The organism is Acinetobacter lwoffii, assembly GCF_019048525.1.
Classification (GTDB): domain Bacteria; phylum Pseudomonadota; class Gammaproteobacteria; order Pseudomonadales; family Moraxellaceae; genus Acinetobacter; species Acinetobacter lwoffii_K.
In genome coordinates this window covers 182,372-197,771 of record NZ_CP077369.1, presented here as the reverse complement: position 1 = coordinate 197,771, position 15,400 = coordinate 182,372, and the positions used below count along the sequence as shown (strand labels likewise).

The following is a 15,400-nucleotide window of genomic DNA, read 5'->3' as shown; positions in this document are numbered from 1 at the left end:
ACAACACCCAAACAGTTGTTGTACGAACTTCGAAAGAAGTGAGGATCAATTGATTCGATATTAAACAAAGTGACTTGATTTAGTGAACGCTTAAGATGAACGAAGAATAAGCAAACGCGAAAGCGTTTGCCTGAGTGCAAGGCATAAAGCTACGCTTTATGTTACACTCACAACTCAGATATACCTGTTAATGAATTCTATTTGGTACGAAGTAAGGCATACACTGCACAGCAGTTAAGTAAGACCCGAACAAGTCCATAACAGTTGTGCTGGCGACAATAGCAAGAGTGAACCACCTGATCCCTTCCCGAACTCAGAAGTGAAACCTCTTAGCGCTGATGGTAGTGTGGGGTTACCCATGTGAGAGTAAGTCATCGCCAGCTCATTATTCGAAAATCCCCCTCGGCCAAAGCAGAGGGGGATTTTTTTGTGCGTGGAATTTTAGATAAGATATTTAACATATCTATATCTCAAAGTTGATCAGATTCTTCTGAGACAGAGAATTCCTGTTAATTTGTTTGACCTATTGGGATCTCTGTAAAACTAGCGCTATAAGAGTTTACAAGCTGATCTTATAAACCTTACAAAATAAAAAACCAGCGAATCGCTGGTTTTTTTATTGCAGACTATTTTAGCCAAACACGCGCATTACGGCTGCGATTAATACCCAAAGAATGACAATCGCCACGATGGGTTCAACAATCTTTGCCCATGTTGGGGTATTGATAACAATGACTTCTTCGACATCTTGATGCTGCTGATTCTGGCTTACCATTTGATTAAACTCCTTCATTGATGCTTCCAATGATAGCTCTTCTTGCACAATTGGTTTAGAGCCTTTGAGTTCTGTTAGCTTGTTTGTTGTCCAAACCCAATCATCTGCTTGACCAGATAAATGTTCAATTTGCCCGGTCAGTAATTCCTGAATGCTATGGATATTATGGTTGCCGGTATCATGCAGTTGTTTTAATTCAATAAGCTGTAAATGAAAAATTTCTGAAGTGCTGTGCTCAAGCTGGGCTCGATCCAGAGTAGATTGATTTTCCGGACTGGTAGCGAGATGACGCACGATTTCCAGGATATATAATTCATCAGGATGATTGATTTCATTATAAATTTTTTGTGGGTTATGACGCCATTCAGTAATAAGTTTTCCTAAAGTTAAGGCATTGATTTCTGATATATATTTTCGTCTTTCTTCTTTTGTATATTCTTTTAGAAGCTCAGGCTTTTGAGTCTCTATCTGTTCAACAAAATATTGTACTAAATCAAAAGCCATTCACTTGCTCCATTATTTTTAATCTAATAGTCTTAAAGTCGGTTTTTTCTTTGGTTGTTCAGTTTGTTCTTCAGTGCTTGATTTTAAAGCATCTTCATCATTTTGTGTATGCTCATATTCACCTGGATCAAAGAATAAACCTTGACCATTTTCACGTGCATAAATACCGAGTACTGCTGCCATAGGAACATAAATATCACGAGAAACGCCACCAAAGCGAGCCGAGAAGCTAATGGCATCATTGCTCATATGCAGCGCATGTACGGCATGTGGCACAATATTCAGGACAATCTGTCCGTCTTTAATAAACTGCTCAGGAACCATGGTATTTGGGCGTGTGGCATCCACCAGCAGGTAAGGCGTCATATTGTTATCGCAAACCCACTCATAGATTGCACGTGCCATATAGGGACGGGTAGGGCTAAGGTTGAATTCTTGTTCGGACATGAGGTTTCTCTACGGGTGCTTGAGTTGCGCTGAATAACGGTTCTTTTCCTGTAATGTCATGGATTTTACAAAGGCAGGACGACTGAAAATTCGTTGGCAATATAAATAAAACGGACGGCATTGCTGCTGTGGTAATTCTACGCCCATCTGTTTCAGACGGATAAAAATTGGTGCCAGCATACAATCCAGGATACTAAATTGTTCAGACATAAAATAGGGAAAATGCTGGAATAGTGGCATCAGTGAAATCAGAATATCCTGTAACTGCTTTTGTGCCTGAGTTCTGGCTTTCTTATCCAGCGTATCAGGATGGCATAACATGAGATCAGCCAGCTTTAACCAGTCATTTTCAAAGCGCCAGATGTATTGTCGTTGCTCTGCGCGTGGCATCGGAGCATCGGCATACAGTTTATTCTGGCGATAACGATCATCTACATATTCTGAGATAATTGAAGTATTAAATAATTTGAGTTCATTTTCGATCAGCATCGGCAATTGATTATAAGGATTGAGACTGGCCAGATCCTCATCATCGGCATCCACCAAAATCAGGTTATATTTAATCTGTTTTTCGGTAAGCACATAGCGAATCCAATGGGAACGAAAGTCATCGGCATGACTATAGAGAGTGATTCCTTGAAGAGGCGCGCTTTCGACTGACATAAATCCTGATGAGCTTCTAATGAATAGACTAGGATACTAAAATTCAACCTAAAAAGCACCAAGCATCAAAGATCAATCGGCTTGAGCCGAGGTAGATTAGAAGAAAAACAACTGGAGGAAAATAAGATGCTGATCAAGCTTCCTGTCATTTTGCTGTTTATCTGTATTGGGATCGCAAATTATTATTTGATGAAGTCATTCTGGTGTCATGAAGGGGTATGGGGTAAGGATGTACATGAGCAATAACGAGAAAATAGCTCTAAATGAGCAACTAACCGCCATAAAAAAACCCTGGAAAATCCAGGGTTTTTTGTCCGATTCGGTAAACGAATTAACGTTTAGAGAACTGAGGACGTTTACGAGCTTTACGTAAACCAAGTTTCTTACGTTCAACTTCACGAGCATCACGAGTAACGAAACCAGCTTGACGAAGAGCAGGTTTTAAAGTTTCGTCAGAAGCGATCAATGCACGAGTAATACCGTGACGGATAGCGCCTGCTTGACCACCAATACCACCACCAGCAACAGTGATATAAAGGTCATATTTCTCAGTAGCTTCAAGAAGCTCAAGTGGTTGGTTAACAACCATACGAGCAGTTTCACGACCGAAATACTGTTCAAGAGTACGGTTGTTAATTACGAGTTTACCAGTACCAGCTGATAGGAAAACACGTGCAGTTGCGGTCTTACGGCGACCTGTACCATAATTAGTAGCCATGTGCTGTTATCCCTTAGATGTCCAAAACTTGTGGCTGTTGAGCAGCGTGTGGATGCTCAGTACCTGCATACACTTTCATTTTCTTGATCATTGCATAACCAAGAGGACCTTTAGGTAACATACCTTTAACAGCTTTTTCTAGAACTGCTTCTGGTTTGTGAGCGATTAACTTTTCAAAGTTAGTCTCACGGATACCACCAGGGAAACCAGTGTGGCGATAGTATTTCTTATCTTGTGACTTTTTACCAGTCACAGTGATTTCTTCAGCATTGATAACAACGATGTAGTCGCCAGTGTCAACGTGAGGAGTATAAGAAGTTTTATGCTTACCGCGTAAACGACGAGCGATTTCAGTCGCAAGGCGACCTAAAGTTTTGCCAGAAGCATCAACAACGTACCAGTCGTGTTGAACTTCAGCTGGCTTAGCGCTGAGAGTTTTCATTAAACCACTACCTATTATAGTTGGTTTGGACTATGGAATCTGTCCAAACTAAAGGAGACGCGATTCTAAACGAATACGTGAAGAATCACAAATGAAAATTAAAATTTCAAGCGCTGTATTTTATCTAATCTCCCTGGTGAAAGAAAGACCTAAGCCTTTATATGCTACAAAAACTGCAACTATATTTGTAACCATAGTTTCAATGGTATCAAAATATTGATTTATAAGTACTCTTTGCAATGATTACTACAGCGTAGGCGTGATCGGGTTATAATATTTCTCAGCTTTGCCAAATTGAGAAGATGATGCTGCCTTTATATGTCACCAGTGGGGAACCTGCCGGAATTGGTCCTGATATTTGCCTGAGTCTTGCAGATCGTGTTGATGAGCGCCCAATTGTGGTATTGGCGGATATTCATATGCTCAAGCAACGTGCTCAGGTACTCAAATTATCGGTTGAGCTGATTGAATATCAAGGACAGGAGTCATCTTCAGGCATCGGTCAGCTATTTGTAGAGCATGTTCCCGTGCAGCAAGACGTCGTATTGGGTGAGCTGAATCCGAACAATGCGGCTTATGTACTGGAGCAACTGCGTCGATCCGCAGACTATGCCATGTCAGGAAAAAGTGTCGGCGTCGCGACTGCGCCTGTACAAAAGTCCGTGATAAATGAAGCGGGCATTTCTTTTAGTGGTCATACCGAGTATTACCAGGAATTTGCTGGTGTTCCACGTGTAGTCATGATGCTGGCCACCAAAACTTTACGCGTGGCCTTGGCCACTACCCATCTTCCGCTTCGTGCCGTGGCAGATGCGATTACGCCTGAACGCTTGCATCAGGTGATTGATATTCTGATTCACGACCTGAAATCCAAATTCAAGATTGAACAGCCGAATATACTGGTTTGCGGTTTAAATCCGCATGCCGGGGAGGGCGGTTATTTGGGGATGGAAGAAATTGAAGTGATCAATCCGGTACTCGAAAGCTATCGTGCCCAAGGTATCAACATGAGTTTAAGCCTACCTGCTGATACTTTATTTACTCCAGAAAACCTAAAAGATGCTGATGCTGTTCTGGCGATGTATCACGATCAGGGCTTACCTGTGTTAAAATCACAGGGCTTTGGTGAAGCCATTAATATTACCCTCGGCTTACCGTTTATTCGAACTTCTGTTGATCATGGCACAGCACTCTCCCTTGCGGGGACGGGACTTGCGAAAAGTTCCAGCCTGCACGTTGCTGTCGATTTAGCCCTCGATCTGGCGCGCCACTGATTATTGTTCATCACTCATGTTGGAAATGTTTTTATGTATCAAATTAATGCCTTAAACCCAAAAGATGAAGGGCATCAGGCTCGAAAAAGATTTGGTCAAAACTTTTTACATGACCAGCGTGTCATTGCCAAAATTGTACGCTCAGTCAATCCGCGTCCAGGTCAGAACATTCTGGAAATTGGCCCGGGTCTGGCCGCTTTGACTTCACCTTTAATTGGTGAATGTGATGCCTTAACCGTACTTGAGCTGGATCGTGATCTGGCTGCTGGCCTGCCGGGTCGTGTGCCGCATCCTGAGCGTTTAACCATTATTGAAGCCGATGCATTGAGATATGATTATTCTCAATTGTTTCAGGAAGATCGTCCATTACGTGTGGTCGGTAACTTGCCCTATAATATTTCAACGCCACTGTTATTCCATCTCTTGGAATTTGGTGACAAAGTGCAAGACATGCATTTCATGCTGCAAAAAGAAGTAGTGGACCGCATTACCGCATCACCCAATACCAAAGAATATGGCCGTCTGTCGGTGATGATTCAATATTTCTGTAAACCGACTTTCTTGTTCGAAGTGCCACCTGGATCTTTTAATCCACCACCAAAAGTGACCTCAGCAGTATTCCGTTTGGAGCCTTATAAAGTTAAACCGATTGTGGCGAAGAATGAAAAAGCGCTAGCACGTCTGGTATCGCATGTATTTACCCAGCGTCGTAAAACTCTGCGTAACAGTCTGAAAGGTATGCTGGTCGAAGAAGGTTTTGAAAAAGCGGGTGTTGATCCGATGGCACGTCCAGAAACCCTGACCCTTGAACAGTTTGTTGCACTTTCAGATCAAATGGTGGCTTAAATTACGATGAACCGCACTGCTCGATATAATTATGTGATTGGGGATGTTCAAGGCTGTTTTGAAGCCTTGAAAGCTTTACTCAAGGAAATCCAGTTTGATGCAGAACAAGATTTTATCTGGTTTGCTGGAGATTTGGTTGCACGTGGTGAAAACTCAATCGCTGCATTGCGGTTTATCAAAAAGCTGGCTGAACAAGGTGCGGCTGCGACGGTCTTGGGAAATCATGATTTGACTTTGCTGGCTTATGCCCGTGGTATCAAGCCAGTAAAAGAAAAAGACAATGTCCGTGATGTGATTGATGCGATCGACAGTGATGACCTGATTGACTGGCTGCGCAAACAGCCAATGTGTCTATTTCCAAATGAGCAGACTATTCTGACGCATGCTGGAATTCCGAATATCTGGAGTGCAGAAAAAACTGCTCAATTGGCACAAGAAGTTGAAGCGATCATTGCTCATGATGACTTTGATGTGCTGGATGATTTCCTGAAAGCAATGTTTGGGAAAGAACCAGCACTCTGGTCGGATCAACTACAAGGCCATGAACGTATTCGCTGTATCGTGAATTACTTGACCCGGATGCGTTTAACTGACGCTGAGGGACGTCTGGAATACAGCTTTAAAGATGCGCTGGATGATCCGATGCCGGAAGGATTTAAACCTTGGTTTGAGTTTGAATCACAGGCCGCACAAACTCATCAGATCCTGTTTGGTCACTGGGCCGCCTTGAACGGTAAAACCATTTCGAACAAGATTCAGAATGTAGATGGCGGTTGTGTCTGGGGTAATCAACTCATGGCATTCCGCCTAGAAGATCAGCAGATGTTTGCAGTGGATAATCCGGTGATGTAAGTAAAGCTATTAAAAAAGCCACGTGATTACGTGGCTTTTTTAGTTTTAAAATTTAGTCTGCTCGAATCCAGGTCTGGTTACGACCTAGAACTGAAACGCCCATACTGGCACGTAAGGTTAAACGTTTACCGGTATTGTTTAAACGCATTTTTGCATCATAAATTTTACCTGCCAATGGATCAATCACTTTACCTTTTTCATAATTTTTGGTGCCTTCAACCAGTTTTAGGCCTTTTAAAATGGTCATGCCTAAAATAGGCTGATTGGTATAAGGTGCAGGGCAGTTATTGCATTTTTCACGTGGATTATAGTCTGGGCGAGGCGTGATTTTTACAATTTTGCCTGAATAGGTATTATTTGCTTCTTTGCTAATGACGATAATCGCTTTAGCCGCCCCCGTTTTATCATCAATTTGTTGCCAGGTCCCGGTAATATCGTTTGCCCACAAATTCGTCATACATCCTGCTGTAAGCGCGGCAAGTAATATTTTTTTAAACATAGAGAGTCATTCCAAAGAATTTTTATCATCGCCCGCTCATGTTAGAAATCTTACTAAAATAGTCAACACTTATCTGAATACTATAGAGTTGATACACTAAAAAAAGCTGCCAATTTGGCAGCTTTTTTGAATAATGAGAATCAGGTATTAATCTTGGCGAATCCAGGTCTGGCTACGGCCTAAAGCGGACACACCCACATAACCACGCAAGGTTAAACGTTTACCATTGGCATTTAGACGCACTCGAGCGTCATAAACTTTACCTGCCAATGGATCAATCACTTTACCTTTTTCATAATTGTTGGTGCCTTCCACATGTTTTAAGCCAGTCAATACATCCATGCCCATGATCGGTTGATTGGTATAAGGCGCGGGACATTTATTGCAGGTCTTTTGTGGAGTATAGCCTGGACGTGGAGTCACTTTGATAATTTTTCCAGCAAAAGTCCCATTATCATTTTGACGAATTTCAATAATTGCTTTTGGTGAGCCGGTTTTATCATCAATTTGCTGCCAGATGCCAGTCAGATCCTGTGCATAAGCAGTCCCAGTCATCAGTGCAGCGATGAACATTAATCCTAATTTAGTTTGTTTCATTATATTTATGCCTTTTTTATAGATGAATAAAATATCCCCAACACAAAAGTGCTGTTTTTATTAATCCTGGCGAATCCAGGTTTGTGTGCGACCAATCGCAGAGATCCCGATATATCCACGTAAAGTCAGTCTTTTCCCATTGGCAGAAATCCGCCCTTTTAAATCATAAATTTTGCCGGTGAGTGGATCGAGTACCCGGCCATGTGCATAGTTATTTTTGGTGGTGGGTTTCAGTCCTTTAATAACGTCTAATCCCAAAATCGGTTTATCGGTATAAGGTGGTGGGCATTTGACACATTTTTCCCGTGGTGTATAACCTGGGCGAGGTGTGACTTTAGTAATCGTTCCGGTATAGGAGCCATCAGCCTGCGTTTTCATTTCAATCAATGCTTTAGGTGAGCCGGTTTTATCATCAATCTGTTGCCAAAGACCAGATAACTCCTGAGCAAAGGCCATAGAGCCTGTGAATAAAGAAGCTGAAAAAACAGTTAAAATTGCGATTTTATACATGCGATATCCTTATCCTTATTTTTTTATGAACATTCACCTAATTCCATGTGGTGAATATTGACGCAAACTACGTTAATACACTTTCATAATATATATTGCATGAAAAAAGCATATGTTTAATATTCATACAACTTAATGCATTAAAATGCAAGCTTCTATCTACTAAAGCATAACCCCGTCACATTTTATTTAATAAAGCAGGAATTAATCCTGCTTAATCCAGGTTTGACTACGGCCTAGTGCTGAAACGCCGATATAGCCGCGTAGGATCAGACGTTTCCCATTAGCACTTAATTTTGCCTTGGTGTTATAAAGATTCCCTGATAATGGATCAAGCAGCTTGCCTTGAGCAAAACTGTTATTGCCGACGTGCTTTAAGCCAGTGAGCACATCCAGACCGAGAATAGGTTTATTGGTATAAGGTGCAGGACAGGACACACAGTTTTCTTTCGGGGTATATCCAGGACGCGGGGTAATTTTTGTGATCTTGGCAGCATAGACGCCGGAAGCCGTCTCACGAATTTCGAGGAATGCTTTAGGCGAACCAGTTTTGTCGTCAATATTTCTCCATGTGCCTGAAAGGTCAGAGGCAAAGGCCAAATGGCTGAAAGAGGCTAAAAGTAAAGTTGAAAAAAATTGAACCTTATTCATATATCTGTTCCTAGGTTGGATTAGAGTTCTTACTCTATAGTAAGAACGATTACCACATAAAACAAATGATTAATTTGATTCACTAGTCACATTTTTTGCAAATAAAGTATAAACGTAGGCAACCAGACCGCGGTAAAGACTGCATTGACGGCCATACCAAATGCGGCATAACGTCCTGCAATACTGCCACGCTGCCAGGCCTGAGCTGTACCAATGGCATGTGCGGCTAGTCCTAAAGCCAGTCCGGAGGCACGTTCATCATTGATATGTCTCAGAATAAATGGAGAAAAAGCTGCACCAATCACACCAGAAAGAATCACGATCAGAATGACCATGCTGATGGGTGCATCCAGCAGGGTGGCAATATTAATCGCAATTGGAGTGGTCACTGCGCGGGTAGCAAACGCCATAATATCTGCAGAGGACATATGCAGCAGATAAGCTAGTCCCATCGGTAAGGCGACAGCACTGATACTGGCAAAAACCAAAATGCCGATAATGGCTTTGAGCGGCAAGTCATCGTAGCGCATCGCGGCCAGAGGGATAGCCAGGGCGACGGTCACATAGCCGAGTAAATGGTTGAAGAGAGGATTAACTTCATCCATGTAATTTTCATAGGGAATGCCGAGCGCAAATAAAATCGCCAGTACAAAGAACATGCTGAACACGATGACGGGAATTTGCGGAATGAACCGGTTACAGGGTTTGGCAATCAGATAGGCGATGAGGGTAACCGCAAAGCCATACAAAATAGATAACATGCGGAACTCCTATAACCAGCGCTTGGCCATTTTGGCGTAAATCCATAAAGGAATCAGGGTGCTGAAAAACATGATCAACAGAAAGGCCGGAATTTTCTGGCCCATATGTACCAGCATCATTAAGGCACCTGCACTGACAGGCAGGAAAGCAAAGGCGCTTTCCTTCATCAGTTTGTTATTGGTATCCACGAGGCGAGCGGGGAGTTTGCCAAAATAGCGCCAGGTAAACAGCGCAATTAAAAGGCTTAATAATCCGACCAGATTACCTAATTCAGGATGATTCAGTTGGGTCATTAACCAGACTGAAGCTTCCCGAAAGACAATAATTAGTAAAAGGGTGCCGATCCATGCCGGCCAATCTATTCGTTTTATCCAGTTCATTGCTATGATCATTAATATTAATAAGTTTACTTATCAAGTTTTACTCGATCTTTGACTGGATTTCAAACGCTTCCAGTGGACGTTGAAATTGCTGCGCCTGTTTGCCCAGGATTTCATCTAAAGGTAAATGCGCCTGTTTAATCAACTGTTCCAGTTTCTGTGGGGCAATTCGAATATGCAGATGCAACTGGCCTTCATCATCATAATGTTCAGACTGAATCACATTCAGACCATAGAGCTGGTTACGCAGCTTGCCGTAGGCAGGTTTCAGGATTAAATCGAAGGACTGTAGTTGCCCCATCAAGGACTCATGTACCGCTTTACGCAGCAGGTCGATACCTTCGCCACTATGTGCCGAGACATAGACCCGTTCCGGTTCGCCCGGGCGTCGATAAATAATTTTGGCTTCTTCACCGCTACAGTCAATTTTATTGTAGACCTGAAGGATGGGAACATCGGCCCCAATTTCTTTCAGCACTTTGTCAACGGCTTCAATCTGTTCTAGCATCTCTGGGCTACTTGAATCAATCACATGCAGTAACAGTGTGGCTTCAACGGTTTCTTCCAGCGTTGCCTTAAAGGATTCTACCAGTGAATGGGAAAGATTACGGACAAAACCTACCGTATCGGCCAGTACCAGATTGCCGATTCCATCCCATTCCAGACGCCGTAAGGTTGGGTCCAAAGTGGCAAACAGCTGATCGGCTGCATAGACATCGCTGTTGGCGAGTAAATTAAACAGGGTAGACTTACCAGCATTGGTATAACCCACCAAAGATACCGTCGGCACAGCCGCTTTTTGACGGGCAACACGGCCTTGCATCCGGGTCTGGCGGACTTTATCAATACGTGCCTTGAGCTGTCCCATACGGATACGCAGCAAACGGCGGTCAGTTTCCAGCAGGGTTTCACCCGGACCACGTAAACCGATCCCGCCTTTCTGGCTGTCGAGATTGCCACGACTACGAATTAAACGTGAAGATAAATGTTGTAACTGTGCCAGTTCGACTTGCAGCTTACCTTCATAGGTACGGGCACGCTGGGCAAAAATATCCAGAATCAGTTCAGTACGATCGACCACGCGGCATTTGATCACCTGTTCCAGATTTCGGGCTTGGGCCGGGGTCAGGGCATGGTCAAAAATGACCAAATTGGCCTCCAGTTCTTCAACACGTTCAGCAATTTCTTCTGCCTTGCCGGAGCCGATAAAAAATTTGGCGTCAGGTTTGATCCGCTGAGCATGAATATGTTCCAGAATTTCAGCATCTGCAGACTGTGCCAGCAAACGAAACTCTTCAGCATCAAGGTCATCCAGCATTTGTACGCTGACACTCACCAGAATGACGCGCTCTTTCCCTCGATGTTGTTGTAAATATTCCACTCAGGCCCATCTCCACTTGAAAACTTTAGTGTAGTTGAAAAAAGGCTGTGCAGATACTGAATTAGCGCGGCTTTGGTTTAAAGTGCGCTGATAAACAGTTGTACAAGTGTTACCAGTACCACGGCATAGATAACGGTGCCGCCCAAAATATATTTGAGCACTTGTAAAGGTTGAGGTGTGTCGTTCGCGGGCTGGGTTTGATCTGGCATGCCTACGATCCTTTTCAATCTAATATTTCGATAGCTTTATTTTGAATGATTTTTTAATCCAATTAAAATTGAAGATATAGATGTTATTGGCCGATTTTTATTATCAATGCAAGTTGCGAATGAACAGTATAGAATGAGTTTAATTCATGGATATTCCCTGTATCTCGCTTAGGATTTAATGACGTTTTTATGAACTCGACTGTACAAAACCAGACTCCAGATATCGAAGGCTTGGCCAAGTTTTTCCTGTATAGCCGGAAAATCACAGCTTCATTGGCTACCATTAGTGAAGGGTTTTACTTGGTTTTTCGTCATGGCTTATATAAAAATCCGAATAACCCGACCAATACGCGCTATGTGCAACATTTTTGCCGTCAGTTATGCAAAGTATTCAATATCGAAGTGCAGGTGCATGGCGAGATTCCACGTGAACCCGCCTTATGGGTCAGTAATCATGTGTCTTGGCTGGATATTGCCGTTCTGGGTTCCGGAGCGCGCGTATTTTTTCTGGCGAAAGCAGAAATCGAGAACTGGCCGATTCTAGGCAAATTGGCCAAGGGTGGGGGTACCTTATTTATTAAACGGGGTTCAGGAGATTCCGTCAGGATCCGTGAACAAATTACCGATTTTCTCAAACAGAATATTCCGGTGCTGTTCTTTCCTGAAGCGACGACTTCTGATGGACGAGCCATCAAAAAAGTGCATGGCCGGATTTTAGGCGCCGCGATTGAAGCGCAGCGTCCTGTACAAATCTGTCTGATTTGTTATGTGAATCAGCAGGGCGAACTGGATATGGTTGCGCCGTTTGTCAATGACATCAGTTTTGCTGCCCATGTCAAAAAAGTACTGGAAATGCCGCAAGTCATTGCACATTTAGTGGCTTTACCTGCAATTGCCACGGAAGGGCATACGGTTGAAAGCCTTACCCGTGTGGTCCAGGAAAAAATGCAGACTGGCCTAGTTGAACTTCAGTCACGGGTATTAAAAAAGCCTCAATAAGATAATCCGAGTTAGTTTGTAAATTGATCGACTTTAATTTTTTTATACATGAGATCTCTTGCGAAAGTAAAAAATTGTTTATACTAGCCCCATGAAATATGAAAATTTAACTAGATTTAATGATGGGGAATTTAAACGACTCGTTGGAGTTCCTCGTCCATTATTCTTAAAAATGGTATCGGTGTTACAACACGCTGAACTTGCCAAGAAAAAATCTGGAAGACCTCATTCGTTGTGTTTAGAGGATCAATTGTTGTTAACTTTAAATTACTTACGCTGTTATAGAACTCAAATTGAGTTATCCGCTGACTATAACCTAGCTGAAAGCAATGTGAATCGTACTATTCAAAAAGTTGAAAATGCTCTGATTCAATCACGGATTTTCGCATTGCCTAAAAGGAATCAAAAGTTTAGTGAGGGGGATTATGTGATCGTTGATGTCACTGAGTCACAGATTGAGCATCCCAAAAAAACAAAGAAAATTCTATAGTGGTAAAAAGAAGAAACATACGCTAAAAACACAGGTCATTTTTAACCCAAGACTAAAGAAAATTGTAAGTATACAGGTCGAAAGTGGCAGAAAACATGATCTGACGATTGCGCGTAAGTATTTGAAGGAGATGATTATTTATCCTTGTATCATGGCAGATTTAGCCTATAAAGGATTTCATCAGATTAAGAGTAAGTTACTCATTCCAATCAAGAAACCTAAGAATTTATCATTACCCAAAATAGCAAAAAAGATCAACCAAGAAATCAGTCGGCGTAGGACAGCCATTGAACATATCAACGGCAAACTTAAACATTTTCGGATATTAACAGAACGCTATAGAAATAGACGGAAACGATTTGGTCTAAGAATGAATTTAATTGCTGGAATGGTGAATTGGATGCTCTTAAATTAACTTTCGCAAGAGATCTATGGATTATAGAGGATACGTGGAAACGTCACCCGCAACTGTCTGAGGCAGGACGATATTAAAAAATGATTGTTTTTGCGATGAATCTGATCGTTGATCATAGTGGACGAGTTTTGCGGGTGACAAATGGTTTTGGCTACTTTTGCCGAAACAAAAGTAGCATATAGACTATAATCGTTTAATTTAAAATGAAAAGATGCTGTTGTTCACTGAAAATAATTAAGGAGTTTTTTCTAAACTCGTTAATTGACGCCATTATTCCATAAGAAACTTTTTAGGATTGCTGTTCAAAGAATCAAACTTACATAAAGCCTTCAATAGGCAGCCACGACACCAGTTTAAGTCCAGCTTTCTGATACCATTTCATTTTTGGTTCTTTGGTAAACGTTTGAACGTCACCATTGGCTTTCTTGATTTTCCAGTTAATGTTCTGATTCGCATCCAGCACCAGTTTATACGCATATTTGCTTAAATTTTTGTCCATGGTGTCGTGTACTGCACGTGCCAAAGACGGACTGTTCAGCAACACGCCAATTTCAGTATTCAAATAGGCTGAACGCGGATCAAAGTTAAAAGAACCAATAAACACCTGTTTTTGATCCAGTGCCATCAGTTTGGCATGCAGGCTGGAACGGCTCAGTCCTTTCAGGCTGACTTTAGCTTTTTTCGAAATTTCCTCAGTATTGGCATTAAGGTGATTAGCTTCTGGCGCTGCCAAGAACTCATACAGCTGCACCCCATTTTCCAATAGATCCTGACGATATTTGGCATAAAAGGCATGCACCACGGCAACGTCGTTGGCCTTAAAAGAGTTGGTCAGGACGCGAACCTTGATATTCTCATTCGCCAGTTTCTTTAAACGGTCTGCACCAATTTTTTCCGGAACAAAATAGGCAGAGACAATATCGACACTTTGTTCAGGTTTTTCCAGACGCTGTAATAACTGGAAATTGAGATGTTCTTCGGTTTTGGCTTTGGCCTTGATTTTGCTCGGTGGATCTTTGACTACTTCGGCTTCAACCCAATCCAGCTGAATGTTTTGTTCCAGCCATTGGTCAAAGGCTCTGGAACGATTAGCCAGATCCAGATAATTTTGAGTCGCTGGATCCTGACTATGGGTTTCTAGCTGTAGTTTTAAGCTTGGAAAACGTAAGCCATGATGCCGTGGATTCACCACCTCTTGTACCGGATAGGCATAATCATCATTCCAGTATTCATCGAAGGAATGAATGATTTCATCCGATGCTGCACCGACCAGCATCACATCGACATCAGAGAACTGATAGCTTTCACTGACATTATAATACTGGTTACTCATATTGCGCCCGCCAATCAAGGCAATCTGGTTATCGGCAATAAAGCTTTTATTGTGCATGCGGCGGTTAATGCGCTTTAAATCCAGCACCATGTCCATGGCGCGGTATTTACGAAAGCGATAGGGATTATACAGTTTGACATCGATATTTTGATGCTGGTTTAAGGCCAGATAAATCCCTTCCATTTTCTTGGCATTATTGTCATCCATCAACAGGCGCACTTTTACGCCACGATCTGCTGCCTGAATAATCGCATGCAGGGCGAGGGCACCGATTCGGTCGTTATCCCAGATGTAATATTGCAGATCCAGACTGCGTTCCGCTTTATTAATCAGCTGAATCCGAGCAGCCAGTGCTTCAAGCGGATCATACAGCACGCGATAACCAGTCAACCCGATGTTCTGATCACGTAAAGGTTCAACAATTTGTGCCAGGCTGGTTTGCGATGTATCCGTTTCAAATGCCATCTGGCTTGGCTGTTCGGTTTGCTTGGGTAAGGTACTACACGCAGGCAGACCCAGAACCAGGCTACAGCTCAGTAAAATGCCAGCTTTATAGCGATGAGTGCGGATAAAACCTGAGGATTGAAGGTGAACTTGATCGCGGGGAGCAGTGGCCATATAAGTCGAAGAATGAAAAATTAGAATTGAGTATA

At 42.5% G+C, this 15,400-nt stretch carries 19 protein-coding genes and 1 rRNA gene; 6 read left to right on the top strand and 14 right to left on the bottom strand.

Features of this window, described 5'->3' with window-relative positions:
- Positions 1-268: 268 nt before the first annotated feature.
- Positions 269-383: ribosomal RNA gene (rrf, locus tag I6L24_RS00930) — 5S ribosomal RNA — on the top strand.
- A gap of 248 nt (positions 384-631) precedes the next feature.
- On the opposite strand, the gene I6L24_RS00925 is transcribed toward rrf, so the two are convergent.
- The 5 genes from I6L24_RS00925 to rplM all read right to left on the bottom strand — a co-directional run bounded on the left by I6L24_RS00925 (position 632) and on the right by rplM (position 3,549).
- Positions 632-1,279 (bottom strand): hypothetical protein, encoded by a 648-nt coding sequence (locus tag I6L24_RS00925; protein ID WP_004281678.1) that lies wholly within the window; start codon positions 1,277-1,279, stop codon positions 632-634.
- Between the two features lie 18 nt (positions 1,280-1,297).
- On the bottom strand, positions 1,298-1,726 hold the full coding sequence (locus tag I6L24_RS00920) for a ClpXP protease specificity-enhancing factor (RefSeq protein WP_004281679.1): 429 nt from the start codon (positions 1,724-1,726) through the stop codon (positions 1,298-1,300).
- 9 nt (positions 1,727-1,735) lie between these two features.
- The gene (locus I6L24_RS00915) at positions 1,736-2,389 is read right to left on the bottom strand and encodes a glutathione S-transferase N-terminal domain-containing protein (protein WP_216986281.1); all 654 of its coding nucleotides are present in this window, start codon (positions 2,387-2,389) and stop codon (positions 1,736-1,738) included.
- 331 nt (positions 2,390-2,720) lie between these two features.
- A complete protein-coding gene (rpsI, locus tag I6L24_RS00910; protein ID WP_005007735.1) occupies positions 2,721-3,107 on the bottom strand; it encodes a 30S ribosomal protein S9 in 387 nt (128 codons plus the stop codon).
- 13 nt (positions 3,108-3,120) lie between these two features.
- Positions 3,121-3,549 carry a 50S ribosomal protein L13 gene (gene rplM, locus I6L24_RS00905; RefSeq protein ID WP_004281682.1) on the bottom strand — a complete coding sequence of 143 codons (429 nt, stop codon included), beginning with the start codon at positions 3,547-3,549 and terminating at the stop codon, positions 3,121-3,123.
- A 305-nt stretch (positions 3,550-3,854) separates the two neighbouring features.
- On the opposite strand from rplM, the gene pdxA reads away from it, so the two are divergent.
- From pdxA to I6L24_RS00890, 3 genes are read left to right on the top strand one after another with little or no spacing between them, the layout of a single operon-like run.
- Positions 3,855-4,823 (top strand): 4-hydroxythreonine-4-phosphate dehydrogenase PdxA, encoded by a 969-nt coding sequence (pdxA, locus tag I6L24_RS00900; protein ID WP_044111680.1) that lies wholly within the window; start codon positions 3,855-3,857, stop codon positions 4,821-4,823.
- A gap of 33 nt (positions 4,824-4,856) precedes the next feature.
- Complete coding sequence (gene rsmA / locus I6L24_RS00895) at positions 4,857-5,669, top strand: 16S rRNA (adenine(1518)-N(6)/adenine(1519)-N(6))-dimethyltransferase RsmA (RefSeq protein WP_004645966.1); 813 nt, start codon at positions 4,857-4,859, stop codon at positions 5,667-5,669.
- Between the two features lie 6 nt (positions 5,670-5,675).
- Positions 5,676-6,521, top strand: coding sequence for a symmetrical bis(5'-nucleosyl)-tetraphosphatase (locus I6L24_RS00890; protein ID WP_216986280.1), 846 nt, complete (start codon positions 5,676-5,678; stop codon positions 6,519-6,521).
- A gap of 52 nt (positions 6,522-6,573) precedes the next feature.
- On the opposite strand, the gene I6L24_RS00885 is transcribed toward I6L24_RS00890, so the two are convergent.
- The 8 genes from I6L24_RS00885 to I6L24_RS16715 form a co-directional block, all read right to left on the bottom strand.
- Positions 6,574-7,020 carry a DUF2147 domain-containing protein gene (locus tag I6L24_RS00885; RefSeq protein WP_216986279.1) on the bottom strand — a complete coding sequence of 149 codons (447 nt, stop codon included), beginning with the start codon at positions 7,018-7,020 and terminating at the stop codon, positions 6,574-6,576.
- A gap of 147 nt (positions 7,021-7,167) precedes the next feature.
- A complete protein-coding gene (locus tag I6L24_RS00880; protein WP_004645963.1) occupies positions 7,168-7,617 on the bottom strand; it encodes a DUF2147 domain-containing protein in 450 nt (149 codons plus the stop codon).
- 60 nt (positions 7,618-7,677) lie between these two features.
- Positions 7,678-8,127 carry a DUF2147 domain-containing protein gene (locus I6L24_RS00875; protein WP_216986278.1) on the bottom strand — a complete coding sequence of 150 codons (450 nt, stop codon included), beginning with the start codon at positions 8,125-8,127 and terminating at the stop codon, positions 7,678-7,680.
- Positions 8,128-8,331: 204 nt separating this feature from the next.
- Positions 8,332-8,778 (bottom strand): DUF2147 domain-containing protein, encoded by a 447-nt coding sequence (locus I6L24_RS00870; RefSeq protein WP_004732188.1) that lies wholly within the window; start codon positions 8,776-8,778, stop codon positions 8,332-8,334.
- A gap of 86 nt (positions 8,779-8,864) precedes the next feature.
- Positions 8,865-9,539 carry an LrgB family protein gene (locus I6L24_RS00865; RefSeq protein ID WP_005252772.1) on the bottom strand — a complete coding sequence of 225 codons (675 nt, stop codon included), beginning with the start codon at positions 9,537-9,539 and terminating at the stop codon, positions 8,865-8,867.
- 9 nt (positions 9,540-9,548) lie between these two features.
- Positions 9,549-9,920: a hypothetical protein gene (locus I6L24_RS00860; RefSeq protein ID WP_216986277.1), complete on the bottom strand. Its 372-nt coding sequence runs from the start codon at positions 9,918-9,920 to the stop codon at positions 9,549-9,551.
- 40 nt (positions 9,921-9,960) lie between these two features.
- Entirely contained in the window at positions 9,961-11,301 is a 1,341-nt protein-coding gene (gene hflX / locus I6L24_RS00855) for a ribosome rescue GTPase HflX (protein ID WP_129717518.1), read from the bottom strand.
- Between the two features lie 77 nt (positions 11,302-11,378).
- Entirely contained in the window at positions 11,379-11,510 is a 132-nt protein-coding gene (locus I6L24_RS16715) for a hypothetical protein (RefSeq protein ID WP_267313459.1), read from the bottom strand.
- Positions 11,511-11,699: 189 nt separating this feature from the next.
- Here I6L24_RS16715 and I6L24_RS00850 point away from each other — a divergent pair, with 189 nt between their 5' ends.
- Positions 11,700-12,509, top strand: coding sequence for a lysophospholipid acyltransferase family protein (locus I6L24_RS00850; protein ID WP_004732180.1), 810 nt, complete (start codon positions 11,700-11,702; stop codon positions 12,507-12,509).
- A gap of 91 nt (positions 12,510-12,600) precedes the next feature.
- Positions 12,601-13,414 (top strand): IS5 family transposase gene (locus tag I6L24_RS00845; protein ID WP_180181165.1). Its coding sequence is split into 2 segments (ribosomal slippage): positions 12,601-12,987 and positions 12,989-13,414, totalling 813 coding nucleotides; the frame shifts between segments, so codons are not numbered across the junction.
- A gap of 316 nt (positions 13,415-13,730) precedes the next feature.
- Here the strand turns inward: I6L24_RS00845 and I6L24_RS00840 are convergent.
- On the bottom strand, positions 13,731-15,365 hold the full coding sequence (locus I6L24_RS00840; protein ID WP_216986276.1) for a phospholipase D family protein: 1,635 nt from the start codon (positions 15,363-15,365) through the stop codon (positions 13,731-13,733).
- Positions 15,366-15,400: the final 35 nt, after the last annotated feature.

What these genes read in the sequence shown, in the direction of transcription:
- I6L24_RS00915 (WP_216986281.1), bottom strand. Translation starts at nt 2,389, where the DNA reads ATGTCAGTCGAAAGCGCGCCTCTTCAAGGAATCACTCTCTATAGTCAT.
- I6L24_RS00840 (WP_216986276.1), bottom strand. Translation starts at nt 15,365, where the DNA reads ATGGCCACTGCTCCCCGCGATCAAGTTCACCTTCAATCCTCAGGTTTT.
- I6L24_RS00890 (WP_216986280.1), top strand. Translation starts at nt 5,676, where the DNA reads ATGAACCGCACTGCTCGATATAATTATGTGATTGGGGATGTTCAAGGC.
- rsmA (WP_004645966.1), top strand. Translation starts at nt 4,857, where the DNA reads ATGTATCAAATTAATGCCTTAAACCCAAAAGATGAAGGGCATCAGGCT.
- I6L24_RS00885 (WP_216986279.1), bottom strand. Translation starts at nt 7,020, where the DNA reads ATGTTTAAAAAAATATTACTTGCCGCGCTTACAGCAGGATGTATGACG.
- I6L24_RS00875 (WP_216986278.1), bottom strand. Translation starts at nt 8,127, where the DNA reads ATGTATAAAATCGCAATTTTAACTGTTTTTTCAGCTTCTTTATTCACA.
- rplM (WP_004281682.1), bottom strand. Translation starts at nt 3,549, where the DNA reads ATGAAAACTCTCAGCGCTAAGCCAGCTGAAGTTCAACACGACTGGTAC.
- I6L24_RS00920 (WP_004281679.1), bottom strand. Translation starts at nt 1,726, where the DNA reads ATGTCCGAACAAGAATTCAACCTTAGCCCTACCCGTCCCTATATGGCA.
- I6L24_RS00850 (WP_004732180.1), top strand. Translation starts at nt 11,700, where the DNA reads ATGAACTCGACTGTACAAAACCAGACTCCAGATATCGAAGGCTTGGCC.
- I6L24_RS00860 (WP_216986277.1), bottom strand. Translation starts at nt 9,920, where the DNA reads ATGAACTGGATAAAACGAATAGATTGGCCGGCATGGATCGGCACCCTT.
- rpsI (WP_005007735.1), bottom strand. Translation starts at nt 3,107, where the DNA reads ATGGCTACTAATTATGGTACAGGTCGCCGTAAGACCGCAACTGCACGT.
- I6L24_RS00865 (WP_005252772.1), bottom strand. Translation starts at nt 9,539, where the DNA reads ATGTTATCTATTTTGTATGGCTTTGCGGTTACCCTCATCGCCTATCTG.
- I6L24_RS00880 (WP_004645963.1), bottom strand. Translation starts at nt 7,617, where the DNA reads ATGAAACAAACTAAATTAGGATTAATGTTCATCGCTGCACTGATGACT.
- I6L24_RS00925 (WP_004281678.1), bottom strand. Translation starts at nt 1,279, where the DNA reads ATGGCTTTTGATTTAGTACAATATTTTGTTGAACAGATAGAGACTCAA.
- I6L24_RS00870 (WP_004732188.1), bottom strand. Translation starts at nt 8,778, where the DNA reads ATGAATAAGGTTCAATTTTTTTCAACTTTACTTTTAGCCTCTTTCAGC.
- I6L24_RS16715 (WP_267313459.1), bottom strand. Translation starts at nt 11,510, where the DNA reads ATGCCAGATCAAACCCAGCCCGCGAACGACACACCTCAACCTTTACAA.
- pdxA (WP_044111680.1), top strand. Translation starts at nt 3,855, where the DNA reads ATGCTGCCTTTATATGTCACCAGTGGGGAACCTGCCGGAATTGGTCCT.